Source organism: Bradyrhizobium genosp. SA-3, from assembly GCF_004212635.1.
Classification (GTDB): Bacteria; Pseudomonadota; Alphaproteobacteria; order Rhizobiales; family Xanthobacteraceae; genus Bradyrhizobium.
This window is the reverse complement of record NZ_PSRT01000119.1, coordinates 1-26112: the sequence shown is the minus strand read 5'-3', so window position 1 is coordinate 26112 and position 26112 is coordinate 1. Positions and strand designations below refer to the sequence as shown.

General features: G+C 65.6%; 22 protein-coding genes. 12 read left to right on the top strand and 10 right to left on the bottom strand.

Going from position 1 to position 26112, the window contains the following annotated elements:
* A partial coding sequence (locus CWO91_RS31960; RefSeq protein WP_130219420.1) for a GTP-binding protein occupies positions 1 to 366 on the top strand: 366 nt, incomplete at its 5' end.
* Positions 367 to 381: 15 nt separating this feature from the next.
* On the opposite strand, the gene CWO91_RS31955 is transcribed toward CWO91_RS31960, so the two are convergent.
* The 3 genes from CWO91_RS31955 to CWO91_RS31945 form a co-directional block, all read right to left on the bottom strand.
* Positions 382 to 777: a GFA family protein gene (locus tag CWO91_RS31955; protein ID WP_130219418.1), complete on the bottom strand. Its 396-nt coding sequence runs from the start codon at positions 775 to 777 to the stop codon at positions 382 to 384.
* Position 778: 1 nt separating this feature from the next.
* A complete protein-coding gene (locus tag CWO91_RS31950; protein ID WP_130219416.1) occupies positions 779 to 1150 on the bottom strand; it encodes a hypothetical protein in 372 nt (123 codons plus the stop codon).
* A 102-nt stretch (positions 1151 to 1252) separates the two neighbouring features.
* Positions 1253 to 1630 carry a tautomerase family protein gene (locus tag CWO91_RS31945; RefSeq protein WP_130219414.1) on the bottom strand — a complete coding sequence of 126 codons (378 nt, stop codon included), beginning with the start codon at positions 1628 to 1630 and terminating at the stop codon, positions 1253 to 1255.
* A gap of 168 nt (positions 1631 to 1798) precedes the next feature.
* On the opposite strand from CWO91_RS31945, the gene CWO91_RS31940 reads away from it, so the two are divergent.
* Positions 1799 to 2398 carry a TetR/AcrR family transcriptional regulator gene (locus CWO91_RS31940; protein WP_130219412.1) on the top strand — a complete coding sequence of 200 codons (600 nt, stop codon included), beginning with the start codon at positions 1799 to 1801 and terminating at the stop codon, positions 2396 to 2398.
* 243 nt (positions 2399 to 2641) lie between these two features.
* On the opposite strand, the gene CWO91_RS31935 is transcribed toward CWO91_RS31940, so the two are convergent.
* The gene (locus tag CWO91_RS31935) at positions 2642 to 3103 is read right to left on the bottom strand and encodes a hypothetical protein (protein WP_165405861.1); all 462 of its coding nucleotides are present in this window, start codon (positions 3101 to 3103) and stop codon (positions 2642 to 2644) included.
* Positions 3104 to 3114: 11 nt separating this feature from the next.
* A complete protein-coding gene (locus CWO91_RS31930; protein WP_245471449.1) occupies positions 3115 to 3483 on the bottom strand; it encodes a hypothetical protein in 369 nt (122 codons plus the stop codon).
* Positions 3484 to 3977: 494 nt separating this feature from the next.
* On the opposite strand from CWO91_RS31930, the gene CWO91_RS31925 reads away from it, so the two are divergent.
* The 5 genes from CWO91_RS31925 to CWO91_RS31905 all read left to right on the top strand — a co-directional run bounded on the left by CWO91_RS31925 (position 3978) and on the right by CWO91_RS31905 (position 13691).
* Positions 3978 to 5660 carry a methyl-accepting chemotaxis protein gene (locus CWO91_RS31925; RefSeq protein WP_130219408.1) on the top strand — a complete coding sequence of 561 codons (1683 nt, stop codon included), beginning with the start codon at positions 3978 to 3980 and terminating at the stop codon, positions 5658 to 5660.
* A 194-nt stretch (positions 5661 to 5854) separates the two neighbouring features.
* A complete protein-coding gene (locus CWO91_RS31920; RefSeq protein ID WP_130219406.1) occupies positions 5855 to 9160 on the top strand; it encodes an acetyl-CoA carboxylase family protein in 3306 nt (1101 codons plus the stop codon).
* A gap of 108 nt (positions 9161 to 9268) precedes the next feature.
* Positions 9269 to 11113 carry a sigma-54-dependent Fis family transcriptional regulator gene (locus CWO91_RS31915; RefSeq protein WP_165405860.1) on the top strand — a complete coding sequence of 615 codons (1845 nt, stop codon included), beginning with the start codon at positions 9269 to 9271 and terminating at the stop codon, positions 11111 to 11113.
* Between the two features lie 129 nt (positions 11114 to 11242).
* A complete protein-coding gene (locus tag CWO91_RS31910; RefSeq protein WP_130219402.1) occupies positions 11243 to 12130 on the top strand; it encodes a LysR family transcriptional regulator in 888 nt (295 codons plus the stop codon).
* Between the two features lie 136 nt (positions 12131 to 12266).
* Positions 12267 to 13691, top strand: coding sequence for an FAD-binding protein (locus CWO91_RS31905; RefSeq protein ID WP_130219400.1), 1425 nt, complete (start codon positions 12267 to 12269; stop codon positions 13689 to 13691).
* A 1-nt stretch (position 13692) separates the two neighbouring features.
* On the opposite strand, the gene CWO91_RS31900 is transcribed toward CWO91_RS31905, so the two are convergent.
* Both CWO91_RS31900 and CWO91_RS31895 read right to left on the bottom strand, forming a co-directional pair.
* Entirely contained in the window at positions 13693 to 14247 is a 555-nt protein-coding gene (locus CWO91_RS31900) for a flavin reductase family protein (protein WP_130219398.1), read from the bottom strand.
* A gap of 113 nt (positions 14248 to 14360) precedes the next feature.
* A complete protein-coding gene (locus tag CWO91_RS31895) occupies positions 14361 to 15458 on the bottom strand; it encodes an LLM class flavin-dependent oxidoreductase (RefSeq protein WP_128941523.1) in 1098 nt (365 codons plus the stop codon).
* Positions 15459 to 15675: 217 nt separating this feature from the next.
* On the opposite strand from CWO91_RS31895, the gene CWO91_RS31890 reads away from it, so the two are divergent.
* The 3 genes from CWO91_RS31890 (at position 15676) to poxB (ending at position 19080) form a co-directional block, all read left to right on the top strand.
* Positions 15676 to 16590 (top strand): 2-dehydro-3-deoxygalactonokinase, encoded by a 915-nt coding sequence (locus CWO91_RS31890; RefSeq protein WP_130219396.1) that lies wholly within the window; start codon positions 15676 to 15678, stop codon positions 16588 to 16590.
* A 13-nt stretch (positions 16591 to 16603) separates the two neighbouring features.
* Positions 16604 to 17236: a 2-dehydro-3-deoxy-6-phosphogalactonate aldolase gene (locus tag CWO91_RS31885; protein ID WP_130219388.1), complete on the top strand. Its 633-nt coding sequence runs from the start codon at positions 16604 to 16606 to the stop codon at positions 17234 to 17236.
* A 107-nt stretch (positions 17237 to 17343) separates the two neighbouring features.
* A complete protein-coding gene (poxB, locus tag CWO91_RS31880) occupies positions 17344 to 19080 on the top strand; it encodes a ubiquinone-dependent pyruvate dehydrogenase (protein WP_130219386.1) in 1737 nt (578 codons plus the stop codon).
* 246 nt (positions 19081 to 19326) lie between these two features.
* Here poxB and CWO91_RS31875 read toward each other — a convergent pair whose 3' ends face one another.
* Together CWO91_RS31875 and CWO91_RS31870 are read right to left on the bottom strand one after the other, a co-directional pair.
* Entirely contained in the window at positions 19327 to 19692 is a 366-nt protein-coding gene (locus CWO91_RS31875) for a hypothetical protein (RefSeq protein WP_165405859.1), read from the bottom strand.
* 67 nt (positions 19693 to 19759) lie between these two features.
* A complete protein-coding gene (locus tag CWO91_RS31870; protein WP_130219384.1) occupies positions 19760 to 20668 on the bottom strand; it encodes a PaaI family thioesterase in 909 nt (302 codons plus the stop codon).
* 145 nt (positions 20669 to 20813) lie between these two features.
* Between CWO91_RS31870 and CWO91_RS43375 the strand changes: the two genes are divergently transcribed.
* A complete protein-coding gene (locus CWO91_RS43375) occupies positions 20814 to 21131 on the top strand; it encodes a hypothetical protein (protein WP_165405858.1) in 318 nt (105 codons plus the stop codon).
* Between the two features lie 40 nt (positions 21132 to 21171).
* Here the strand turns inward: CWO91_RS43375 and CWO91_RS31860 are convergent, their stop codons facing one another.
* The gene (locus tag CWO91_RS31860) at positions 21172 to 22641 is read right to left on the bottom strand and encodes an amidase (RefSeq protein WP_165405857.1); all 1470 of its coding nucleotides are present in this window, start codon (positions 22639 to 22641) and stop codon (positions 21172 to 21174) included.
* A 687-nt stretch (positions 22642 to 23328) separates the two neighbouring features.
* On the opposite strand from CWO91_RS31860, the gene CWO91_RS31850 reads away from it, so the two are divergent.
* Positions 23329 to 25665, top strand: a complete 2337-nt coding sequence (locus CWO91_RS31850; protein WP_130219383.1) for a Tex family protein — start codon at positions 23329 to 23331, stop codon at positions 25663 to 25665.
* Positions 25666 to 26112: the final 447 nt, after the last annotated feature.

Sequence of the window (26112 nt, the reverse complement as noted above, 5' to 3'; positions counted from 1 at the left end):
CTGCTGTTTCCCGCGAATGCCGACCGCGCGCCCGCCCCGCGCGAGGTGGCGCCGCGACGGCCGGCGGAAGAGCGCTTCGAGACGCTGAGCTGGACCTCGGACCAGCCCATCTCGTTGCCCCGCTTGCAGCAGGCCATCGGCCGGCTCGCTCCAAGACTGGCGCGCGCAAAAGGCCTGTTCGAGAGCGTCGAGCAGCCCGGCCGCCAGATGGTGTTTCAGTTCGCCGCCGGCCGCGCCACGCTGGCGCCGGGCGATGCGCCGGCGCCGGGCGTGCCGCGGACGCGGATCGTCTTCATCGCCGAGCTCGGCGTGCTCTCGAAAACCGAGATCGATGGGATCATGGAGTCGTGCGTTGCGACGGTGTGAAGCGTGCGCGGCGTCTCAATTCTCCACGGGCAATCCGTCCCCGTGGACATACCATGCCGCGCGGGATGCCCACTGTACGTGCCGGTCGGGCGTCGCACCCAGCGGCTCGTCGAAGGCGCCGGCATGGATGATCGCCTCGCGCCCGCTACGCGTCAGGTGCGGCATCGGGCTGCCGCAAATCTTGCAGAACGCGGTCGCGAAGCTTCGCGCATTGGGCAGATCAAAGCGCACAACGGACGTCTCTCCGCGCAGCCATCGCAGTGCTTGCGCCTTCACGATGACCTCGCAGGAATGCGCCGTCCCGGTCGCCTTGCGGCAGCGCGAGCAATGGCAGTTGAGGAAGCGGTCGAACGGACCCTCGACCTCGAACGCGACTTCGCCGCAGAGGCAGCTTCCCCGGAACGCCATCATCTCACTCAACCTCCGGCTCGGCCGGCTTCTCGGCCGTCTCGTCCGCATGGACCGGAGGCGCGCCATGCGCGCCGCGCAGCCGGATCATGGTGTCGATCACGTCCACCTCGATCTTCAGCATGTCGAGATCGCGCGTCATCTCGCGGACCTCCTGGCCCTTGCGCGCCAGTTCCTCCGACACGTCGACCGCCATCTTGCGTTCGGTCACGTTGCCTTGCGTGTTGACGAACAGCTTTGCGCGCATCCATTCGAGTCGCGCCCGCTGGGTGTCGCGCTCGAACTTCTTCTCCGCGTAGCGACGCCGCGCCTCCGCATAGGCGCCAATCAGCGCCGTTTCCGGCAAGCTCCACAATTGCTCGACCGACATGGTCATGCCGTTCAGGTCCCGGGTTCGGCTCGGCGGAGGCTTCCTCCGCAGCCTATCAGACCCTTCCGGCCGGCAATTCTCAAGAGGGCGTCGGCAGATCCGGCAAACTCACGCGAATTGTGCGATTCCGTGGCCGACAGACCAGTTCTCCTTGGGCGCATCGAGCACGTTCACGAACACGTCCGCGGGCCGGATGCCCGGGTTTTCGCCGAGCAGGTCCGCGATCCGGCGATACAGCGCCTTCTTCTGCTCGGCGGTGCGCGAGGCGAACACCGTGATCTGGATCAGCACGGCGTCATCGCTGCGCTCGACGCCGTAGGCGTTGCCGCAGCGGAAATTCGCGGGCTCGAGCTCACTGATGGTCATGAATTGGTCGCCCTCGGGCACGTTCAGCGCCTCGCGCATGGCGCGGTAGAGGCCGTCGAGGATCGCCTGCCGGTAGGCTTCCGGCTTGCCGGCGCGCATCGAGATGTGAAGCAGAGGCATCGGGATTCCCCTTTTGCTTTCCGGCGCGACCGCCTGCTTGCGGGCCGGCCCAGGAACGGAGCTGGCGATCGACCTCAATTTATTTTTGACGTAGTGTCAAAAAAGCACGTTCTTGACACCATGTCAAATACTGCCGGCTCATTCGGGACCGGGCAGGAGGATCGCCATTTGAGACCGCGCGAGTTCGACCACGACGACGTCCTGCGCATCGCGTTCGACCAGTTCTGGCGCAAGGGTGTGCGCGGCACGTCGCTGTCGGACATCGCGCGTGACGCCGGCGTCCAGCGTGGCAGCCTCTACAATGCGTTCGGCAGCAAGGAGGCGCTGTTCCTGAAAGCCTATGAACGTTACTCAGGCGATTATCTCGTCGCCCTGCAAAGGGCGCTCGGCGCGGGCTCATTGCGCAAACGCCTCACCGCGTTCTTCGACCTGACCATCAGCAACTTCCGCTCGGGCTCTCCGCCGCGGGGATGTCCGACCACGCGTGGCTTGATGGAGCTCGGCGCGGCCGAAGGCGAAGGGCTGGATGAAGAGGCGCGTCAGGCTTTTGCAAGCCTCGTCTCGCGCATCACTACTCTGGTCCAGGATACGTTGTCGGCCGGCGCTGAACGCGGCGAGTTCAGTGGCAACCCCGCCACCGCAGCTCTGCACATCGTCACGGTGACGCGTGGACTCGCCGTGCTCGAACGCGCGTTCGGCGACGAGCCGCAATTGCGCAAGATCGCCGCCCACACGATCGACCTCGTGCTGGGCAAGAAGGGCGGCTAAAGCATGATCCGGAAAAGTGCCCAGCGGTTTTCCGAAAAGATCATGCTCAAACAACAACCTAAAGCGCGATGACGATTCATCCTAATCTCATCGCGCTTTTGGTGGACATGCCAGAACGACGATCCCAGCGGTGGTCGCGCTGGGATCGTCTGGAGGTTTCATGGAAGGCGTCGAGCTCCGCCTCTCCACGGCGATGTTGATACCGCAAGGCTGCTGCGGATGCGACTAGAACCCGTCAAAGTGTCAGCACAACGCGAGCGCGTTGACCGCGCGCGTCGCGGCATCCTCCTTGCCGGAGCTGACGAACTGGCAAACCATGGATTCGAGCTCGCCCGGCTGCTTGCGGCGTGCGACGGCGAGCAACCGCATCAGCTCCGTCTCGTCCTTCGACAGGCGCCGGCAGGACGGCGGCATGAAGCACAGTTCGCATGGCCGGCCGCTGCGCAGGATCCTGACGAGCGCGGCGGCCCGCGCCACCAGCAACGCGCTGTCGGCAATATCAGGAGTCTCGTCGGCGAAGCGGTAGGCCGCTTCCCAGCAATCGGACGCGCCGGTCGCATAGGCCGCCCCGATGAAGCGGAACAACGACAGCGCGACGCGGGAAAACTGATCGTAGCTCTCGAGGTTTTGTGGCGTCGAAAGTACGGCCTGGAGCGGGCAGAGCCGCTTCGGGACTGGCACGGAACCGCACGCGTCCTGCATCATCAGCGATCCCATCAGTGCAGCGTGGGACTGCCCACAAACCAGCTTTTCATGGCCATCGTCCGATCATGCTCGAATGAGCGGACGTGCCGGTCGGGCAGGATGAGACCCGCCATGCGAAAGATCGTTGCAAGCCCGCACACCGGCGCCAGCGCCCAATCGGCTCCCACCGGCGGCAGCCAGCACTCGAACTGCTCGCGTGCGACGTCGATGCGTTCCTGCTGGGCCGCGGCAATCGCCCGCAGGATTCCGTGCTCGCTGTCGGACATGCGCGGGCAGGTGGGGCAGTGCACTTCGATCGCCGTATGCGCCGTGCACGCAAAGATCTCGATGATGGATTCCAGCGAGGGCACGGCATCGCCGACGCGAAAATGGTCGTACACCTGCTTGATATCGGCTGCGGTCGGGACCGCACTTCCGCTGCGTGCTTTGGCCCGAAATCCCCAGATGAAGAGCCGCTCCGCCGCGCTCAGCGCGGGAAGGTCGAGGGACCCTTAGATGTCGATTGATGCATTGAGGCTCCGGCATTCGGCTGCGCTCACGCCACGGTTGGCGTTGCTGATCTGCGCCGATCGTTCTGCCAGAGCCCTCTGCAAGTCAACGCTCGGAGGGGCGATATCGAGGTCTTCTAGATCTAAAGAGCTTGGATCTCGGGCCTTGTCTCGAACTATTCCAATGCAGGGAAGCGTCGACGCATTCCAACCCTCTCCAGCGACGTCCACGACGGCGGGGGATCGAGGACGCAGGTCGCCGCCGGATGAATGGCGCCCCATCCTCACGCAGTTCTACGCGGCTCTGGGGAATCCAATGCTTAAAGCTTTGCTAAGGGGAACGGGATAAACAGACATATCAGCCCTTCCAATTCTTGCGAGCACCGATGATTTTCTCCCGCATCAGTTTCAAGCTGGTCCTGATTGTCGGCATCAGCCTGCTCGGCATGGTCGCGCTGGCGCCGATCGCGCTGTCGACCCTGCGCGCGCAGATGATCGCCGACCGCCAGGCCAAGACGCAGCACATGGTCGACGTCGGCTACGGCATCCTGGCGCACTACCAGAAGCTCGAGAGCGAAGGAAAGCTCTCGCGCGAGCAGGCTCAGGCCGGTGCAATGGGAGAAATCAAGAGCCTGCGCTACGACAAGGTCGAGTATTTCTGGATCAACGACATGGCCCCCAAAATGGTCATGCACCCGATCAAGCCCGAACTCGACGGCAAGGACCTCTCCGGGATGAAGGATCCCGCCGGCAACGCGCTGTTCATGGGCTTCGTTGACGTCGTCAACAAGCATGGCGCGGGCTTCTACGGCTACCTCTGGCCGAAGCCCGGTTTCGACCAGCCGGTTGGGAAAATCTCCTATGTGAAGGGCTTTGCGCCCTGGGGCTGGATCATCGGCACCGGCATCTATCTCGACGACGTCGACGCCGTCTTCCGCCAGAATGCGATGACGTTCGGCTATATATGCCTCGCTGTGCTGATCCTGGTTCTCGGCGCCTCTTTCCTGATCGGGCGAAGCGTCACCCGGCCGCTGGCCAAGATCACCGCGCTGACCGAGCGGCTCGCCGCCGGCGATAGCGCGTTCGATGTGCCCCACACCGATCGCCGCGACGAGATTGGCGGGCTCGCCAAGGCGCTCGCCGTATTCAAGGACAATGCGTCGGCGGTCAGCCGGATGCATGCCGAGCAGCAGGAGCTGAAGCAGAAGGCCGACGACGAGAAGCGCAGGGCGATGGCCGATCTTGCCGGCAAGTTCGAGGCGAGCGTTCAGGCCGTCGTCCGCGACGTCTTCAACGAGGCGCGCGCGATGCAGCAGGCCGCGCAGGGCATGTCGGAGACTGCGAATAAGGCGACCGACCGCGCGAGCTTCGTCGCCACCGCCTGCCAGCAGGCCTCGAGCAACGTGCAGACGGTCGCCTCCGCCGCCGGCGAGCTGTCGTCTTCGATCACCGAAATCAGCCAGCGCGTCGCGCAGGCTGCCAGCGTGGCCGACAAGGCCGCTGCCGACGGTCAGCGCACCAACGACACCGTGCAGGGGCTGGCCGCGGCCGCGCACAAGATCGGCGAGGTCATCGACCTCATCAACCAGATCGCCTCGCAGACCAATCTGCTCGCGCTCAACGCCACCATCGAGGCGGCGCGGGCGGGCGAAGCTGGCAAGGGCTTTGCAGTGGTCGCGAGCGAAGTGAAATCGCTGGCGAGCCAGACCGCGAAGGCGACCGACGAGATCGGCGCGCAGATCGCCGCGATCCAGGCCGAGACCAACGAGGTCGTCGGCAACATCGAGAGCATCCGAGTCACCATCATGGAGGTCAACGAGATCTCCTCGTCGATCGCCGCCGCGGTCGAAGAGCAGGGCGCCGCGACGCAGGCGATCGCGCGCAACGTGCAGGAGGCAGCGTCCGGCACGGACCAGGTCTCGCAAAACATCTCCGGCGTCACCGATGCCACGGCCGAAACCGGCCAGGCCGCCGGCCTCGTGCTGCAATCGAGCGGCCGGCTGACGCAGAAGCTGCAATCGCTCGAAGACGAGGTCAGCGCCTTCGTTGCGGGCGTGCGGGCGGCCTGATCGTCGCCGATCTGCCTGCCGTAACGTGGATTATTCGCCTCGTCGCGGCGCGTGTTGCGGACCCGAAATTCCGGCCCGCGGGAGCGGTCATCGCGACCGGTCTTCTCGCTCTTGACGGCTGCGGCTAAAGTGAAGAAGCAGGATCATCGAACCTGCCGACCCGCGCCTGGCCTCGCGGGCATGGAGACCGTTGCATGTCGTTCAAAAAGCTCCTGATCGCCAATCGCGGCGAGATCGCCATCCGCATCGCGCGCGCCGCGGCCGACGCCGGCATCGCGACGGTTGCGATCCACCCCGCCGACGATGCGCTGTCGCTGCATGTGCGTGTTGCCGACGAAGCGGTCGAAATTCCCGGCCGCGGTGCGCGGGCCTATCTCGACATCGACGCGGTGGTGAAGGCGGCGAAGGCGGCCGGTTGCGATGCCGTGCATCCCGGCTACGGCTTTCTCAGCGAGAACGCGGCATTCGCAAAAGCCTGCGCTGACGCGGGCATCGCTTTTGTCGGGCCGAAGCCCGCGGCGCTCGAGCTGTTCGGCGACAAGGTTGCGGCACGGCAACTGGCAAAACGCTGCGGTGTGCCGATCATCGCGGGCACCAGCGGGCCGTCCTCGCTGGAGGAGATCACGGCGTTCTTCACCTCGCTCGGCGGCAAGGCGGCGATCGTGATCAAGGCGATGGCCGGCGGTGGCGGTCGCGGCATGCGTGTCGTGGAGAATGCCGCCGATCTCGCGGAAGCCTATGCGCGCTGTCAGTCCGAGGCCAAGGCGGCGTTCGGCTTCGACGGCGTCTATGCCGAACGGCTGATCCGGCAGGCGCGCCATATCGAGGTGCAGATCATCGGCGACCGCCACGGCGCAATCTCCCATCTGTGGGAGCGCGAATGCACCATCCAGCGCCGGCACCAGAAGCTGGTCGAGGTCGCGCCGAGCCCGTCGCTGAGCGATGGCTTGCGCGGCCGCATCATCGAGGCGGCGAAGCAGCTCGCCGCGGCCGCCTCTTACGACAATCTCGGCACGTTCGAGTTCCTGGTTGATGGCAGCGCCGACGACAGCTTTGCCTTCATCGAGGCCAATCCGCGGCTCCAGGTCGAGCACACCGTGACGGAAGCGGTGCTCGGCCTCGACCTCGTTCGCGCCCAGCTCGCGGTCGCCGCAGGTGCGACGCTCGCCTCGATCGGCTTTGCGCAAGGGGATATTCCGAAGCCGCGCGGCCATGCGATGCAGCTGCGCGTCAACATGGAGACGCTGGACGAAACGGGGGCGACGCATCCGACCGGCGGTGTGCTCGCTGTGTTCGAGCCGCCGTCGGGGCCCGGCGTTCGCGTCGACAGTTTTGGCTATGCCGGCTACAAGACCAGCGCGGCGTTCGACTCGCTGCTGGCCAAGATCATTGTGCACACGCCGAGCGCGGCCTGGCACGACGTGGTCACAAAAGCCTCGCGCGCCTTGCGCGAGTTTCGGATCGACGGCGTCGTCACCAACATCGCCTTCCTTCAGGCCGTGCTTGCGCATCCCGATTTCAGGACCAACCGCATCGCGACCGATTTTATCGACCGCAATATCGGCAAGCTCGTGGAAGCGGCCGATGGCGCCGCCAAGCCGCTCTACTTTGCTGCGACCGAGCGAAGCAGCGCTCACGCCACGGAGGCGCATGTCGCGCAAGCCGTGCCTGAAGGTGCGGTGATGGTCGCGGCGCCCCTGCAGGGAACCATCGTCGCCATCCAGGTGAAGGACGGCGAGATCGTCCGCCCCGGCCAGCAGCTCGCCGTGATCGAGTCCATGAAGATGGAGCATCTGGTCATGGCCGAGCAGGGCGGCCGCGTCATGAAGCTCGTTGCCGGCGACGGCGTCACGCTGATGCATGGCGAGCCGATCCTGTATCTGGAGCCGCTCGACGTCGCGGCTGATAGCACGGCGGCGGAAGCCGACATCGATCTCGATCACATCCGTCCCGATCTTGCCGAACTGATCGCCCGCCAAGCCAACACGCTCGATGCGAATCGGCCGGCCTCGGTCGAGCGCCGCCGCAACACCAACCAGCGCACCGCGCGCGAGAACGTCGCCCAGCTCGTCGACGACGGCTCGTTCATGGAGTACGGCAGCCTTGCGATCGCGGCGCAGCGGCGCCGGCGCAAGCTCGACGATCTCATCAAGAACACGCCGGCCGACGGCCTCGTCATGGGCGTTGCGACCGTCAATGCCGAAAAGTTCGGCGCCGAAGGTGGGCGCTGCATCGTCGTGGCCTACGACTACACCGTGCTCGCGGGCACGCAGGGCCACATGAACCACAAGAAGATCGACCGCATGCTGACGCTGGCGGAAGACTGGCGTGTCCCGCTGGTGTTTTACGCCGAGGGCGGCGGCGGCCGGCCCGGCGACACTGACCGGCTCGGCATGACCGGCCTCGACGGCCCGTCCTTCGTGCAGTTCGCAAGGCTGTCCGGCCTCGTGCCCGTGGTCGGTGTCGTCTCCGGCTATTGCTTCGCCGGCAATGCCGCGATGCTCGGCTGCTGCGACGTGATCATCGCCACCAAGAACGCCTCGATCGGCATGGGCGGCCCCGCCATGATCGAGGGCGGCGGGCTCGGCGTCTATCATCCTGCCGAGGTCGGCCCGGTCTCGTTCCAGTCCCCGAACGGCGTCATCGACATCCTCGTCGAAGACGAGGAGGAGGCCACAAAAGTCGCGCAGAAATATCTGTCCTATTTCCAGGGCGCGGTGACGGAGTGGCAGGCCGCCGACCAGCGCCTGCTCCGCCGCGCGATTCCCGAGAACCGGCTGCGCGTCTACGACATCCGCAGCGTGATCGATCTCGTCGCCGACAAGGACTCCGTGCTGGAGCTGCGCCGCGACTACGGCGTCGGCATGATCACCGCGCTGATCCGCATCGAAGGCAAGCCGTTCGGCCTGATCGCCAACAATCCGCGCCATCTCGGTGGCGCGATCGATGCCGATGCCGGTGACAAGGCCGCGCGCTTTCTCCAGCTCTGCGACGCCTTCGACTTACCCGTCGTCTCGCTTTGCGACACGCCTGGGTTCATGGTCGGGCCGGAAGCGGAGAAGACCGCGATCGTGCGTCACGTCTCGCGCATGTTCGTGACCGGCGCCAGCCTCACCGTGCCGCTGTTCGGCATCGTGCTGCGCAAGGGTTATGGCCTCGGTGCGCAGTCGATGATCGGCGGCGGCTTCCATGCTTCGTTCTTCACCGCGGCCTGGCCGACCGGCGAGTTCGGCGGCATGGGGCTGGAGGGCTATGTCCGCCTCGGCTTCCGCAAGGAGATGGAGGCGATCGCCGATCCCGACGAGCGCGAGACCTACTACCGCAACAAGGTCGCCGAACTCTACGCCAACGGCAAGGCGGTCTCGATTGCCTCCGTGTTCGAGATCGACAACGTCATCGATCCCGCCGAGACGCGGCGCTGGATCATGGCGGGCCTGCGCTCAGTGCCGAAGCCGCCGGCGCGAACGGGCAAGAAGCGGCCGTGCATCGATACGTGGTAAGGGCGATGCAGCAATTTTGACTGCGCCGCGTGCGTTCCCGGTTCCCGATTGACTTCCCCGCCTGCGGTGCCAGACTTTGCACAATAATACAGGGTGGAGACGTCCGCGATGGCCAGCCTTTCGGCCCCGAATCATGTCGCCCGTGTCTTGTCCGTCGCCAGTCACGTGGCCGACGTCGATGCTTCTTCGCGGATTGCCAATTCCTGGCGGCGCTGCCTCATCAATCACAGGCTCGATCCTGCCCGCCAGGGCCCGCCGCAGACGCTGACCGAGGCCGAAATCCGGCATGCCGCCGAACCGATGGAGGAGACGATCAGGCTCGCAATGCCCGAGCTCGACGATCTCGCCCGTGTGCTGCGCGACGCCGGCTATTGCGTCAATCTCGCCGATGCCAACGCAACCATGCTGTTCAGCCGCCTGCCGGGCGAGGCCGACGCAAGGATGTTCCTGGACTGGAAAATCTACACGGGCTCGAACTTCGCCGAGACCTTCGAGGGCACCAATGGGCTCGGCACCGCGCTGGCCGAGGAGAAGCCGATCCTGGTGCATCGCGACGAACATTTTCGCGCCCAGTGGCACATGTTCTCCTGCGCCGTGGCGCCGCTGTTCGACGAGGCCGGGCGGCTCGCCGGTGCCATCAACATCACCTCCTGCCGCGAGGATCTGGAGCGCGCCGCACATCAGCTCGCGCTCGCGGTGACGATGGAGGCGACGCGGCGGATGGAGGGCGCGATCTTCCGTGGCCATTTCCGCAACGCCTGGATCGCCACCGTGCCCGGTGACGGCGGCAGTGGCCTCATCGCCTATGACGACGACCGGCGCGTCGTCGGCGCCTGCCGTTCCGCGCGTGCACTGCTCGGGCTCACCGACGGCATGATCGCCTCGGGCATCGATCTGTCGCGCTACGTCAAGTTCGATCATCATGGCGCGCGCGGTACGGATGAGCTCGTCGAGCTGCGCCGCGCCGATGGCAGCCTGTTGGGACAGGGGCACGTTGCTCCGCCGCTGCGTGCAAAGTCGCATGCACCGCGCCGCGATGCGCCTGCCGGCCGGTTCGATGCCCTGCATCGGCTTGCCGGACGCGATCCCGGTCTGATCCGAAGCGTGAAGCGGCTCATGAGCATCGGCGATCACAACCTACCGGTGCTGCTGCATGGCGAGACCGGCGTCGGCAAGGACGTGTTCGCGCGCGCCATTCACGCGGCGAGCAACCGCGCGCGCAACAATTATGTCGCGCTGAACTGCGCGGCGATGCCGGAGAGCCTGATCGACGCCGAGCTGTTCGGCTACGAGGCCGGCGCCTTCACCGGCGCGCGGCGCGATGGTTCGAAGGGCCTGATCGTGCAGGCCGATGGCGGCACGCTGTTCCTGGACGAGATCGGCGACATGCCGATCGCGCTGCAGACGCGCCTGTTGCGCGTTTTGGAAAACCGCGAGGTCTGGCCGCTCGGCGCGCTCAAGCCTGTCGCCGTCGATATCCGCCTGATCAGCGCCACGCATCGCGATCTCGGCCGCATGGCCGAGGAGGGAGGCTTCCGCGCCGATCTCTATTTCCGACTGCGCGGCATGGAGGTGCGATTGCCGGCCTTGCGCGAGCGCGCCGACCGCGACGACGTCATCCGCCAGATCGCGCGAGAGGAGGCGCCGAACTGCCGCCTCGTGGAGGAAGCCTGGTCGCGGCTCGTGGCCTATCCGTTCCCCGGCAACATGCGCCAGCTCCGCCACGTGCTGCGGCTCGCCGGCTGCACGGCGGAAGATGGTGTCATCACCGATGCCGATCTCGATCTGCCGCCGTTCGGAAGGACGGAGCCGGATCTCGAGGCTGCCGAGCGCGCCACGATCGTCGACGCGTTGCGCAAGCACGGCGGCCGCGTCACCGAAGCAGCGCGCGCGCTAAAACTCAGCCGCGCCACGCTCTATCGCAGGATCAAACAATTGAAGATCTCATTCTAACGAGTTCGCGGGCTCCTGCCGGAACCCGGACGGTGCCCGGCCCTTGATCGGCTCTCGCAGATCGATCCCAGGGCGGCAATTGCTCCGCCGCGAACATACATTCCCGGCGGAGCAAGAGGAGCACACTCGATGGAGGAGATCGAAATCTTTCTAGCTGTCATCGAGGCCGGCAGCCAGACGGCCGCCGCGCGGCAACTGGGACGGTCGTTGCAATCGGTGAACCGGGCACTGGCCGCGCTGGAACAGAGCGTCGGTGTCGAGCTGATTCGGCGAACGACGCGGCAATCGGTGGCGACCGAAGCGGGACTGGCATTCTATCGTCGCGTCAAGCCGGCTCTTGCGGAAATCACCGAAGCGCGGCTCGAAGCCGCCAACCGGCGTGTCGAGCCGTCGGGGCTGCTCAAGGTCGCAGCACCGGTCTTGTTCGGGTCGACCCATGTGGTGCCCGCGATCGCCGAGTTCATGGCGCGCTTCCCGCAGATCGAAGTCGACGTCAACATGTCCGACCGGCCGGTCGATGTCGTCGGCGATGGTTTTGATCTCGCCGTGCGGATCCGCGAATTGCCGGATTCTTCGCTGAAGACCCGGCGGCTAGGCGAACTGCGCACAGTCGTCTACGGCGCTCCCGCCTATTTCGCACGTCATGGCCACCCGCATCATCCGAACGATCTCGCCAGGCATCAATGCATCCTGCGCAGGACCGGTCGCGGCGAAGTGGACACATGGCGCTTTCAGATCGACGGCAGCGCGGCGATCGTGCAGGTGAACGGCCGCTTTCACACCGACAATACGACGGCTGCGCATGTCGCCGCTCGTCACGACCTCGGTGTCGGATACGGGCCGTTCTGGCAAATCCGCGATCTCGTCGATCAGGGCGCGCTCGAAATCGTGCTGGAGGCGTTCGAGGCACCGCGAACGCCCGTGCGCGCCGTGTTTCCGCCAAGCGCGATACCGCCGGCCAAGACGCACCTCTTCGTTGACCTGCTGGCGGAGAGATTGAAGCATGAGCGGCTTTGAGCTGACGCGCGGGAACGCATTCTCGCGATTAGCGGGAATGTCTATCCCGCGATTCGCCGGTTGTCCCGGCGAGCAGTCGATCGCAGGTTGAAGCGCAGGGGCCCATCCGCCCGGCGAGGGCGCAGAGGACTGCACCATGACTCCCGATCGACGGACACTCTTGCACGCGGGCGTCAGCGTCACGGCGACGCTGGCTTCGGCCACTTTTGCCGGACAATCGCCGGGCTCGCGCGACCCGCGACCACCTAAGGCTTTGCTTGCGGACGACGCAGAATCCCGCGCGGCTACAGCGCAGGATTTTGGCCACATCATTCAGAGGCAGCCGCGGGCCGTCTGCAAGCCCAGGTCGAGCGCCGAGATCGCGGACATCCTGCGCTGGGCAAGGGGACAGGGGCTGAAGGTTGCGGCGCGCGGCCAGGGGCATGCCACCTACGGCCGGGCCATGGCCGAAGACGGCATCGTGATGGACCTCGCCGCGCTCAAGTCGATTCACCGGATCGAACCGGACCGTGTCGTGGTCGAAGCCGGCGCTACCTGGCACGCGGTGCTGGAGGCAACTCTGGCCAAAGGGCTCGCGCCACCGGTGCTGACCAATTACCTCGGCCTGTCCGTTGGCGGCACGCTTGCCGTCGGCGGAATTGGCGGGTCATCGTCCCGGCACGGGCTCCAGACCGACCAGGTTCTGGAGCTCGATATCGTCACCGGCGAAGGCGTGGAGCTGACCTGCTCGCCGACGGCGCATGCCGAACTGTTCGACGCCGTTCGCGCCGGGCTGGCACAATGCGCGATTATCAACAGAGCGACGCTTCGATTGATGCGCGCACCCGAACGTGTCAGGCGCTATCTGCTGTCCTATCCCGATCTTGCTTCACTGACCGCGGATCAGCGGCGCGCTCTGGATGAGGCGCGCTTCGACCAGTTGCAGGGCGCTGTCGTGCCGGACGGCGCCGGCGACTGGCGCTATCAACTGGAGGCTGGTGTCTTCTATGACAGCAGCACGGCTCCCGACGACAACGCGCTGCTAGCAGGCCTGGCTGACAAGCGCGAGACCGTCTCGGACCTCACCTTCGGTGATGACGCCAATGCATTTGCGAAGCTCGAGAAACTCTTGCGATCGAACGGCCAGTGGTTCAATCCGCATCCCTGGCTCCTCACGTACTTGCGCGGTAGCAACGCGCTTGAGGTCGCAAGCGGGGTCATGGCCGGGCTGAACAGTGATGATCTCGGCCCGTTCGGGCGGATCACGTACTACCCGATGCTCACGGACCTCTGCCGTACGCCCCTGCTTCGGCTGCCCGACGAGCGCGTCGTGTTCCCGTTCAATCTCATCCGCATCCCGGCATCGGCGGACAAGGCGAATGCGGACCGGCAACTTGCTCGCAATCGCGCCGTTTACGATCGCATTCGCGGTGCAGGCGGCACGCTGTACCCGGTGAGCGCGCTTGCCATGTCGTCGCAGGATTGGACCGATCATTTCGGGCCGAGATGGCCGCTGCTGCGCGACGCCAAACGCCATCACGATCCGCGCGGCATCCTCACGCCTGGTTATGATCTGCTCTAGGTCAGGAGAAATCCGTCCAGCTCAGATGCCGTGCATCGAGGTCGCCGAGCGCGACGGTCTCGCGGATCTCGTGCGAGGTGTGAAAATTGCTGCGCAGATAGACGAGTGGCCTCGCCGCATCCGCATGTGATACGCCGCGCACCTCGCCCACGAAGATCGAATGCGTGCTGGTCTCGAACTCCTGCGCCAGAACGCAATCGAATGCCGCGACCGCATCCGTCAGCACCGGCGCGCCGGTCTCGCCGCGCGTCCATTGTCCGAAGGCGAAGCGGTCGTCGCCGTTGACGCCTTTCTGGCCGCTGAAAGTTAGCGCCAGCAGGGCGTGATCCTCGTGCAGGAAGTTGATCGCAAAGGCGCCTTCCTCGCGGATGCGCCCATGCGCGCTGGCGTTGCGGTTGACGCAGACGATCAGCGAGGGCGGATTGTCGGAGAGCGAGCAAGCCGACGTCACCGTCAGCCCGGTGCGCTTGCCGTGCTCGGCGCCAACCGTCACCAGCGCAACCGCGCCGGCGCATTGGCGCATCGCCTGCTTGAAATCCTTGGCGTCGACCGTCACGCGGAAATCTCCGAAATGATACGGGTGCGGTACGATCGCGCCGCACCCGGCTTCATAAGTATAGCATGATCTCTTCGGAAAACCGCTGCGCACTTTTCCGGATCATGCCCAGGTCAAGCTGCCTTCTTCGCGGAGCCGAGATGCGCCAGGCGCGGCATCACCTCATTCTTCAGCAGCGACAGCGAGTGGTGCCAGGCTTCCGCCTTGTGCTTGTAGTCGAAGCCGAACACCAGGAGCACGCCGAAGCCGCCGACCTCGTCGTAGATCTTCTCGATCTTCTCGGCGACGGTCGCGGGCGAGCCGACGATCCAGTTCCGTTTGGCGCAATATTCGACCGTGACGTCGCTGTCGGGCACGTCGGGCGCGTGCTTGAGATAATCCTTGAAGCCGAAATGGCCGAGCAGCGGCAGGAAGTACTCGTGCATCATCCGGCCCATCATATCGCCGGTCGAAAGCTTCCAGGCCTCTTCATCCGTGTCGGCGACGAACACCTCGCGCACCAGACGCCAGTCCTGCCGGTTCGGCTTGCGTCCGGTCTTGGCGGCGCCGATCTCGACCGAATCCCAATGGCTCGAGACATAGGCCGGGTTGAGGTTGAGGCTCATCGGAATGAAGCCGCGCTCGCCGGCGAGCTTCAAAGTGTCCGAATTCTTGGATAGCCCGGCAACGCCAATCGGCGGATGCGGCGCCTGGAGCGGCTTGATGTGGGGCTTGAGGAAGTCGAACATCGTGTCCGGCTTGGTCACCGTCCAGAACTTGCCCTTATGGGTGAAGGGCGCAGGTTCAGTCCACAGCTTCAGGATGATCTCCAGCGCTTCGCGCGTCATGTCGCGGTTCTGCCCGCTCATGCCGTCGACGTTGAACATCGCCCAGTCGCTCGGCAGGCCGCTTGCCGCGACGCCGAAATTGAGCCGGCCCTCGGAGAGATGGTCCAGCATCGCGACGCGGTTGGCGAGCTCAGCCGGGTGGTGATAAGGCAAGAGGAAGCCGCCCGGTCCGATGCGAAGCTTCTTGGTCTGCATCAGCGCCTGCGCGATCAGGAGGTCCGGCGTCGGGTTGGGTTCCCAGGGCGCGGTGTGGTGCTCGCCGACCCAGGCTTCCTGATAGCCGAGCTCGTCGAGCCAGCGCATGACCTGCAAGTCCCAGTCGTTCCCTTCCTTCAGGCCGCACTCCGGCGGATGCGAAGGCATCGTGAAATAGCCGATCTCCATGGTTTCCTCATCTGATGTTGACGCGTCTTGTTGCGCGGTTCACGGACGTGAGTGGAGCTGCTTCAGCAAGCGGTGTGCCAGCACGGGCGGCGCCGCAGACCTGCGAGACAAGGCTGGTTTACGGCGGCAATAGCCGATATCCCGGGACGGATTTGCAAGGCGCTGTCTCATTGTCGCGAGACGGCGTCTTGGCAGTGAGACGAGGACGAGAATTGAGATGACCGAACCCGCCTATGTCGCAGTGGACTGGGGCACCAGCAGCTTCCGGCTCTGGCTGATCGACCGTGCCGGCCAAGTGCTGGCGGAACGCCGCAGCGGCGAGGGCATGCTGGCTGCGGCCAAGGCTGGATTCCCCGCCGTGCTGCAATCGCATCTTGCGGCGATCGAAGCGCCGGATCATCTGCCGGTGCTCGTCTGCGGCATGGCCGGCGCCAAAACGGGTTGGGTCGAGGCCGGCTATGTCGACACGCCGGCGCCACTTGCCGCCATCCTGAAACAGGCCGCGCTTGTGCCGGGCGAAGCGCGCGATATCCGCATCCTGCCGGGCATCGCGCAGCGCGACGCAAACGCGCCGGACGTCATGCGCGGCGAGGAGACGCAATTGCTCGGTGCGCTCGGCCTCGATGCCGCCGGCGAGGCGCTGGTCTGCATGCCCGGCACGCATTCGAAATGGGTCCGCGTGAAGGACGGCACGGTCGAGCGATTTGCGACTTTCATGACCGGCGAACTCTTCAGCGTGGTGTCGCGCGAGACGATTTTGTCGCTTGCAGTTGCCGGCGCCGATGACGCCGAGGATGTCGCAAGCTTCAAGGCGGCGGTGATTGCAGCGTTCAAGACGCCGGCCTTCGCCGCCAATCTTCTGTTCACCGCGCGGTCGCGGCAGCTCTTGTTCGGCGGCACGCCGGCCGCAGCGCGCGAAACGCTGTCGGGCACGTTGATTGGCGTCGAGCTGGGGGCAGGGCTCTCCGGTACCGTGCCGAAAGCAGGCGTCATGTTGCTCGCATCGGGTCGCCTTGCAACGCTATATCGGCTGGCTTTCGACGCATTGTCGGTCACCGTGCAGCCCATCGATGCCGATGAAGCCGTCCGCCGCGGATTGTCGATGGCGGCTGCGGCGATCTGGACGAAATAGAAGGACTCTTGAGATGAGCATTCCCTTTCCGCCGATGAAGCGTCCGCTGGTCGCGATCCTGCGCGGCGTCAAGCCCGAGGAAGCCGAGGCGATCGTCGGCGTGCTGATCGAGGCCGGCATGACCGCGATCGAGATCCCGCTGAACTCGCCCGATCCGTTTCGTTCGATCGGCACCGCCGCGAAGCTCGCGCCGGCCGGCGTGCTGATCGGCGCCGGCACTGTGCTGACGGCCGCAGACGTCGATCGTCTCAACGACGTCGGCGGCAAGCTCATGGTTTCGCCGAATGTCGATACCGAGGTGCTGGCGCGTGCGCACCAGCACGGCATGGTGACGATGCCGGGCGTGTTCTCGCCGACCGAGGCGTTGCTGGCGGCGCACTCCGGCGCCTCGAGCCTGAAGTTCTTTCCGGCGAGCGTGCTCGGCGCGTCCGGCATTGCCGCGATCCGCGCCGTGCTGCCGGCCGGCGTGATGATCGCCGCCGTCGGCGGTGTCTCCGATCAGAATTTTGCCGAGTACATCAAGGGCGGCGTGACGGCGTTCGGGCTCGGCTCCAGCCTTTACAAGCCCGGCATGTCGGCCGCCGATGTCGCCGCGCGCGCGAACGCGACGATCACAGCCTACGATCGGGCGATTGTGAAAGAGTGAGCCGGAACAGATACGCGGTGATCGTGTCATAGCTTATTGTGCCTCACGGCATCGCAATCGATGCCTGCACATCGTGTGCATGTGATTGGCTGAAGCAGGAGACCGACATGGCGATCAACAACGTGGCCGATCTGTTCGTGGCAACGCTCGAACAGGCCGGCGTCAAGCGCATCTACGGCATCGTCGGCGACAGCCTGAACGCATTTACCGAGGCGCTGCGCCGTCGCGGCACCATCGAGTGGATCCATGTCCGGCACGAAGAGGTCGCGGCGTTCGCCGCCGCCGGCGAAGCCGAGATGACGTTAAGCCTTGCGGTGTGTGCCGGCTCCTGTGGCCCGGGCAATCTGCATCTGATCAACGGCCTGTTCGACGCGCATCGCAGCCGCGTTCCTGTGCTGGCGATCGCGGCGCAGATCCCCTCGGCCGAGATCGGCGGCGGCTATTTCCAGGAGACGCATCCGCAAAACCTGTTCCGCGAGTGCAGCCATTATTGCGAGCTGGTCTCTGACCCGAGCCAGCTTCCTTACGTGCTGGAGAACGCCATCCGCGCGGCGGTCGGCTTGCGCGGCGTCGCCGTCGTCGCCATGCCTGGCGACGTCGCTTTCCGCAGCCCGCCGAAGCGCGCGCTGTCGACGACGCGCGGGCTTACGCTGGCAGCGCCCAAGGTCGTGCCGCAGGCCGATGAGCTGAGGGCGCTCGCGGATCTCCTGAACGGCGCCGAGCGCATCACGCTGTTCTGCGGCCGCGGCTGCGCCGGCGCGCACGCGCCGCTGATGCAGCTTGCGGAGACGCTGAAGAGCCCGATCGTGCATGCGCTCGGCGGCAAGGAGCATGTCGAACACGACAACCCCTACGACGTCGGCATGACCGGCTTCATCGGCTTCTCCTCGGGTTATGCGGCCATGCACGCCTGCGACGCGTTGGTGATGCTCGGCACAGATTTCCCCTACAAGCAGTTCTTCTCGACCGACTGCCAGATCGCGCAGATCGACATCCGCCCGGAAAATCTCGGCCGGCGCTGCAAGATCGATCTCGGGCTCGTCGGCGACGTCAAGCCCACCATCGAGGCGCTGCTGCCGCTGCTCAAGACCAAGACGCAGCGCAAGCATCTCGACGATGCCGTCGCGCACTACAAGAAGGCCCGCGAAGGACTCGACCAGCTCGCCAGGGGCACGCCGGGAGCCAAGCCGATCCATCCGCAATATCTCGCAAAAGTCATCAGCGACCATGCGACCGACGACGCCGTGTTCACCGCCGACGTCGGCACGCCCACGGTGTGGGCCGCGCGCTATCTGGACATGAACGGCCGCCGCCGTCTGATCGGCTCCTTCGTGCACGGCTCGATGGCCAACGCCATGCCGCAGGCGATCGGCGCGCAGGCTGCACAGCCCGGCCGCCAGGTGATCTCACTGTCGGGCGACGGCGGCTTCACCATGTTGATGGGGGACCTGATCACGCTGACGCAGATGAAGCTGCCGGTGAAGGTGATCGTGTTCAACAACGGCGTGCTCGGCTTCGTCGCGCTGGAGATGAAGGCCGCGGGCTTCGTCGACACCAATGTCGATCTGGAGAACCCTGATTTCGCCGCGATGGCGCGTGCGATGGGCGTCTTTGCGAAGCGCGTCGAGGATCCCGGCGAGCTGCCCGGCGCGATGAAGGAGGTGCTGGCCCATAACGGGCCGGCGCTGCTCGACGTCGTCACCGCCAAGCAGGAGCTGTCGATGCCGCCGACCATCACGCCGGAGCAAATCAAGGGCTTTAGTTTGTGGGTGCTGCGCGCCGTGATGAATGGCCGCGGCGACGAAGTGCTCGACCTCGCGAAGACGAATCTGTTGCCGCGCTGAAGTGCGGCGAAGTTGGGTGAGCAAATGCGAGCCACGAACGCGGTTCACCTCTCCCAAAGGGAGAGGTCGGATCGCATCGAAAGATGCGATCCGGGTGAGGGGTTACAGTCTCACTGAGTGTTGCGGCCCCTCACCCGGATTGCACTGGACGATGCTTCGCATCGCCAGGCGCAATCCGACCTCTCCCCGTCGGGGAGAGGTGAACATCAAGGCGCCTAATCGTCACCTGATCACGCTTGCAACAGGCTAGCCCCGCTTCGCCGAAGGCAGCGGCATCCGCTCGTGGCGGCGCTGGAAGCGCTGCCAGTGCAGCACGATGCCGATCAGCAGCGCCGGCACGAAGCCGAGCATGATCAGGAAATGCGGCAACTCCTTCGGTGAGATGAAGGCAATCGCAATGTCGGAGATCAGCCAGAGCGCCGCGAACATCACCGCAAAGTCCGTGCGCGGGCAGCGCAGGTAGTAGAACACGGCGGTGACGACGATGGCGGGCCCGATCGCAATGGCGATCATCACCGCCGTCAGCTCCTTCGGCGTCAGCGCGTCGAGCATCATCGATGCCAGCAGCCAGAGTGCGGCGAACATGGCGATGATGTCGAGCGGATGCCGCAACAGAGTACCTCTCGTCGGGGACGCGCTATCGTTGTGTCCTGCGCCCCGCCCGTCAAGTAAAATACGCCTATTCCTCGTCACTTCCAGGCGTCGGCCGCAACATGAAATGACCGAAGGCCGTGGCGATCGGCTTGTTCGCATCGTCCTGCCAGGCCCGCGCCTCGAAGGCCACAATGCGGCGGCCCTGCTTCACGATCGAGACGTTGGCAAACGTGTCGAGCGCACGGCCGGAACGCAGATAGTTGACGGTGAGGCCGATCGGTTTGGGCGGCGCCGCAGTGCCGAGCTCGCGCGCCACCCCGACGATCGCGGTGGTCTCCAGGAAAGCACCGGTCATGCCGCCATGGATCGCGGGCAGGATCGGATTGCCGATGATCTTCGGCGAGAACGGCATCGTTAGCGTGCCGTCGTCGTTGACGCGAATGCCGAGGCAGCGCGCGAACGGGCTATTTGCGAACGGGCCATCCGGATCCTCCGGCGCCTCGAGCTTTGGGATGCTGCGCGCATCCATCCTGCGGTCGGCGAGCATGTTGGTGCGGTTGGCGCCGATCATGAAACAGGCCGTCGCGGTCGCGACCGGATCGTCCTCGGATTCCTGATAAGCGGTAGAGCGAACGAAGGCGATCGAGCGCGTGGTGCGATAGCAGACCGAATGCGCCTTGATGTCGAGGCCCGGCGTCGCCGGCTTCTGATAGTCGATACGCAGGTCGAGCGTCGCGATCGCGCGCGTACCGTCGAGCGCGAGCTGCACCGCCATGCCGCAGCTCTCGTCCAGCATCGCGGTGACGACACCGCCATGCAGAACGCCGGTCTCGGTGTCGCCGACGAAGACGGGACGGTAGGGCAGGCTGGACCAGGCCTCGCCGGGTGCGAAGCGGTCAAGCTGGAGCCCGCTGATATGGCCGTAGTCGGAGCGGCGACCCTGGATCGCCTCGGCGAGTTCCTCGAAGGGGAGCGTGGTAGGTAGAGTGGACATGACGACGTTCTAGACCAGTGCCGGGCGCCGCGCAAAACCCCGAATAGGCGTCGCAGGTCTGCCTCGGGCGGTTTGGCCTCGACAGGGCGGGCCGAAGCGACGATGGTGGGTGCTTCGTTCGTTCGACTAGCCGCAAGGAGCGCCCATGACCGACCCCGAAACACCCTCGACCGCCCAGGGGCCCGTCACCATTTCGACCTCCAGCTCGGAGCGGGCGCCGATCGTCTATTTCGACGGCGCCTCCTGCTTCGGTCACCACAACGGTGCGATCCAGATCGAGCTCGCCGCGAACCTCCTGATGCCGGTCGGCGCCGCCGTCAGGGTCGACGTGGTCCAGACCGCGCACCTGCGTTGCAGCGTGGCCGCAGCACTGGCGCTGCGCGAAGCGCTCGACAAGGCGCTGGCGATGTACAAGCAGGGGCAGCAGCAGCCACCGGAGGAGATTCCGACGGTGAAGAATTGAGTCAGGAAGCGCGATCGCCCGTCAGCGCAATCGCAGCTTCTCAGCCCACATGCACCTTCGGCTTCTTGCCGCCGTTCCACTTGCCGTCGAGCGCGCGCTCGATCTGGGCGGCGAGTTGCAGCAAGAGGCCGTCATTGGCCTGCTTGGCGATCGCCTGGATGCCGAGCGGCAGGCTGTGCTCGTGGGTCGCCATCGGTAGCGAGATCGCCGGCATGCCGCAGAGATTGGCGAGCGGCGTGAAGGCGAAATTGCGCCAGAGATTGCCGAACCAGTCGAGCACGTCGGGATTGTCGGAGATCGTGAGATATTCCTTGGTGCCGACCTTCGGCGTCGGCAGCGCGGTGACCGGCGTCAGGATCACGTCCCACTGCTCGAAGAAGGCGCCGAAGCCGCGCGAGGTCGTGTTGAACACGCCTTGCATCTTCGCGCGCTCGGCGAAGCTCGTGTGCCGGCCGGCCTCCCAGATGCGGATGTTCATGGGCTCGATCAGATCTTCCGGCGGCTTCCCCAGCCCGCGCGCGGCCAGCATGTTGGAGATCACCACCGCAAAGTTCGAGATGTAGCAGGTGGTCTGCGCCGCGAACGCGGCGCGGAAGTCGAGCTCGGGCAGGGCGTAGTCGACGTGATGGCCGAGGTCTTCGAGGAAACGGCCGGCCTTCTCCAGCTCGGCCGCGATGTGTGGCGTCGCGGTGTAGTCGCCCCAGGTGTGCGACAGCGCGATGCGGAGCTTGGTCGGATCGCGCTTGATCATCTCGCAATAGGGCTGTGCCGTGGTCCAGAACGGCATGAACTCGCCGGGCGCCGGTCCCCTTGCGTGATCGACGAAGGCGGCGGTGTCGCGCACCGAGCGCGACTGGCAGCCCTGGATCGAGACAAGGCCGGTGAGATCGGACATGTGCGGGGCGAGCGAGAACACGCCGCGCGAGACCTTTAGCCCGATATTGCCGTTGACACCGGCGGGAATGCGGATCGAGCCGCCGCCGTCGGTTGCATGCGCGATCGGCACCACGCCGGCCGCGACCATCGCGGCACTGCCGGCCGACGAGCCGCAGGTGGTGTAGTCGGTATTCCATGGATTGCGCGTGACGTAGACGGCGGGATTGTCGGCCGAGCTGCACACGCCGAATTCCGGTGTCGTGGTGCGCCCGATCAGGTTCAGTCCGGCGTGACGGAATTTGCCGGTCAGGAAGGTATCGGCGGCCGCGCGATTACCGCGCATCAGGAGCGAGCCCATCTCCTGGAGCCGGCCTTTCATGGTCGGTCCCAGATCCTTCATCAGGAAGGGCAGGCCGGCGAAGGGACCTGCGAGATTGGCGCCGTCCTTGGCGGGATCGGCGATCACGTCCTCGAACAGCTCGACCACGCCCGACAGCGCCGGATTGACCTTGGCGACGCCGGCGGCGGCCTGCCGCGCCAGTTCCTTCGCGGTCAGCTCGCCGTTGCGGACGCGCGCGGCCAGCGCCACGCCGTCGTGCTGCGCCCATTCACTCCAGCTCATCGGCAAAGTCATGACGTCAAAATCCTCTTGGATAGCGGCCTCCTTCCTTTCGCAAGGAACCGTCCGAATCAACCGAGCCGGCACGAGGGGCAGGGTTGCGTGGGGCGGAGAGGTCAGGGGCGCTGAGCTGCCGGTCGTATCAATCCGACAGTCGCAGGATCGCTGCAACCGGCCCGCCGCCGGACACCGAAGCCCGCGGGCTCAATGGAGCATATCCCTCGCTCCGTCATTGCGAGCCACCGGGTCCGCGCGAAGCGCGGCCCGATGACAGGCTCCGCGAAGCAATCCAGAGTCTCCCCGCGGCGGGATTCTGGATTGCTTCGTCGCAAGTGCTCCTCGCAATGACGGCGTGGAGAGAGCGGGCGCCGCACTCCGCTCTCGTGCCCCGGACGCAGCGCAGCGTCTCTTCGACGATGCGCTGCAGAGCCGGGGCCCATCTCGCTGCATGCCATGCCGCGTCCTGGGTCCCGGCTCAGCGCCGCATCGCTTGCGCGCTGCAGCGCGCCCGGGACACGAGAGCACAGCACGAACTCGTCGTCCTCCCCACGATTGTGGCGAGATCGCATCGGTTCGGCAAAAAATCCTCTGTCGACGGCCATCCGCTGCACCTTGATGAATCAACCCCGGTTGGTTCATAAGCGGCGTCCCGTGGCCGGTGGTTCGCCGCCGTGTCGCGTGCTTGGATAGAGGGATTCTCGCGTGGCAAATATCAACCAGAAAATTGCGCAGGAGCTTGGGGTTCGCGCCGAGCAGGTCGAGGCGGCGGTAACGCTGCTCGACGGCGGCGCCACGGTTCCCTTCATCGCCCGCTACCGCAAGGAAGCGACCGGTGCGCTCGACGACGCGCAATTGCGCACCCTGGAGGAGCGCCTGGTTTACCTGCGTGAGCTCGAAGACCGCCGCAAGGCGATCCTCGAATCGGTTCGCGAGCAGGGCAAGCTCGATGCGGCTCTCGAAGCCAGCATTCTCGCTGCCGACAGCAAGGCGCGCCTCGAAGACATCTATCTGCCGTTCAAGCCGAAGCGCCGCACCAAGGCCGAGATCGCCAAGGAAGCCGGCCTCGAGCCGCTCGCCAATCAGCTCATGGCGGAGCCTGGCAACGATCCCAAGGTCGTGGCCGAGGCCTTCGTCAACGCCGAGAAGGGCGTTGCCGATGCCGCAGCCGCACTCGACGGCGCCCGCGCCATCCTGGTCGAACGCTTCGACGAGGACGCCGACCTGATCGGCGCGCTGCGCGAGGAGATGTGGACCAACGCGCGCATGGCCTCCAAGGTGCGCGACGGCAAGAAGACCGAGGGCGAGAAGTTCGCCGACTATTTCGATTTCTCCGAGCCGCTGACGAAGCTGCCCTCGCACCGCATCCTCGCGATGTTCCGCGGCGAGAAGGAAGAGATCCTCGACCTGCAAATTCAGGCCGAGGCCGAGGCGCCGCCGCCGGGTGTGCCGAGCGCCTATGAACTGAAGATCATGAAGCGGTTCGGCATTGCGGACCTCAAGCGCGCCGGCGATCGCTGGCTGATCGACACCGTGCGCTGGGCCTGGCGGACCAAGATCCAGGTCCATCTCAACATCGACCTACGCATGCGGCTGTGGAACTCGGCCGAGACCGAGGCCGTGCGCGTGTTCGCCTCGAATCTGCGCGACCTGTTGCTGGCGGCGCCCGCTGGCACCCGCGTCACCATGGGGCTCGATCCCGGCTACCGCACCGGCGTCAAGGTCGCAGTGGTCGATGCCACCGGCAAGGTGGTCGACACCACCGCGATCTATCCGCACGAGCCGCAGCGGCAATGGAACGAGTCGCTGGCGACCCTTGGCAGGCTTGCGCTCAAGCATCGCGTCGAGCTGATCGCGATCGGCAACGGCACCGCCTCGCGCGAGACCGATAAGCTCGCGGCCGACCTCGTCAAGGGCCTTCCCGAACTGAAGATGACCAAGATCGTGGTGTCGGAAGCCGGCGCCTCGGTCTATTCGGCCTCGGCTTTCGCCTCGGAGGAATTGCCGGGCCTCGACGTCACCCTGCGCGGCGCGGTCTCGATCGCGCGGCGGCTCCAGGATCCGCTCGCCGAGCTGGTCAAGATCGAGCCCAAGGCGATCGGCGTCGGCCAGTATCAGCACGACCTCGGCCAGGCCAAGCTCGCCAAATCGCTCGATGCCGTGGTCGAAGACTGCGTGAATGCGGTCGGCGTCGACGTCAACACCGCCTCCGCGCCGCTGCTGGCGCGCGTGTCTGGCGTCGGCGCAGGCCTTGCGCAGAGCATCGTGGCGCACCGTGACGCCAACGGCCCGTTCAAATCGCGCAAGGCGCTCAAGGACGTGCCGCGGCTCGGGCCGAAGGCATTCGAGCAGTGCGCGGGCTTCCTGCGCGTCCTCGGCGGCGAGGATCCGCTTGACGCCTCCGGCGTGCATCCGGAAGCCTATCCGGTGGTGCGCCGGATTCTCGCGGCGACCAAGAGCGACATCAAGGCGCTGATCGGCAGCAGCGAGATCGTGCGCACGCTCAAGCCGAAGGATTTCGTCGACGAGACCTTCGGTCTGCCGACCGTGACCGACATCCTGCGCGAGCTCGAAAAGCCCGGCCGCGACCCGCGTCCGGCGTTCAAGGCCGCGGTGTTCAAGGAGGGGGTCGAGGAGATCAAGGATCTCAAGAAGGGCATGATCCTCGAAGGCACCGTGACCAACGTCGCCGCCTTCGGCGCCTTCGTCGACATCGGCGTGCACCAGGACGGCCTCGTGCACATCTCGGCGATGTCCAAGAACTATATCAAGGATCCGCGCGAGGTGGTGAAGCCCGGCGACATCGTCAAGGTGAAGGTGCTGGACTTCGAGGTCGCCCGCAAGCGCATCTCGCTGACGCTGCGCCTTGATGACGAGGTTGGCGCCAAGAAGGACGCGCCCGGCATGCAGCGCGACAACAATTCGCGCAACAGCGCACGCATGACCTCGTCGGCGCCGCGCAAGCAGGAATCCTCCGGCGGCGGCGCGCTTGCGGAGGCGTTGCGGCGTGCAGCCGAGAAGAGCGGCGGCAAGCGGATGTGACCCCTTAACCTCTCCCCGCCCTTTGCGGGGAGAGGTCGGATCGCGTCAGCGATCCGGGTGAGGGGCAGGGCACTATGGTGCCGAGACGGGAATCTATCCGACTCGTCGGATATTCGGCTCATAACTCAAATCGAATTTGCCGGAGCACCGCTCACCCCACCCTCTCCCCGTAAGAACGGGGAGAGGGAGTGACAGAGCGCCGCCTCCCTGACACCCGCGTCAGAATCTGGCGCATTTGTAAGTTGATGGGGACAGCGCATTCGCGTCTCCTGATCCTCCTCGTGCAGCGGGACTAGCGCTGCACTGCAAGGAGGATTTTCCGATGAAGAACAGGCTTCTCACAGGGCTCGTCGCAGCGGCAGTTGCTGCGACGCTGGCGGCTGCGGCGCCCGCTCTCGCGCGCGGTGGTTTTGGCGGTGGCGGCCATGGCGGCTTTGGCGGCGGGCA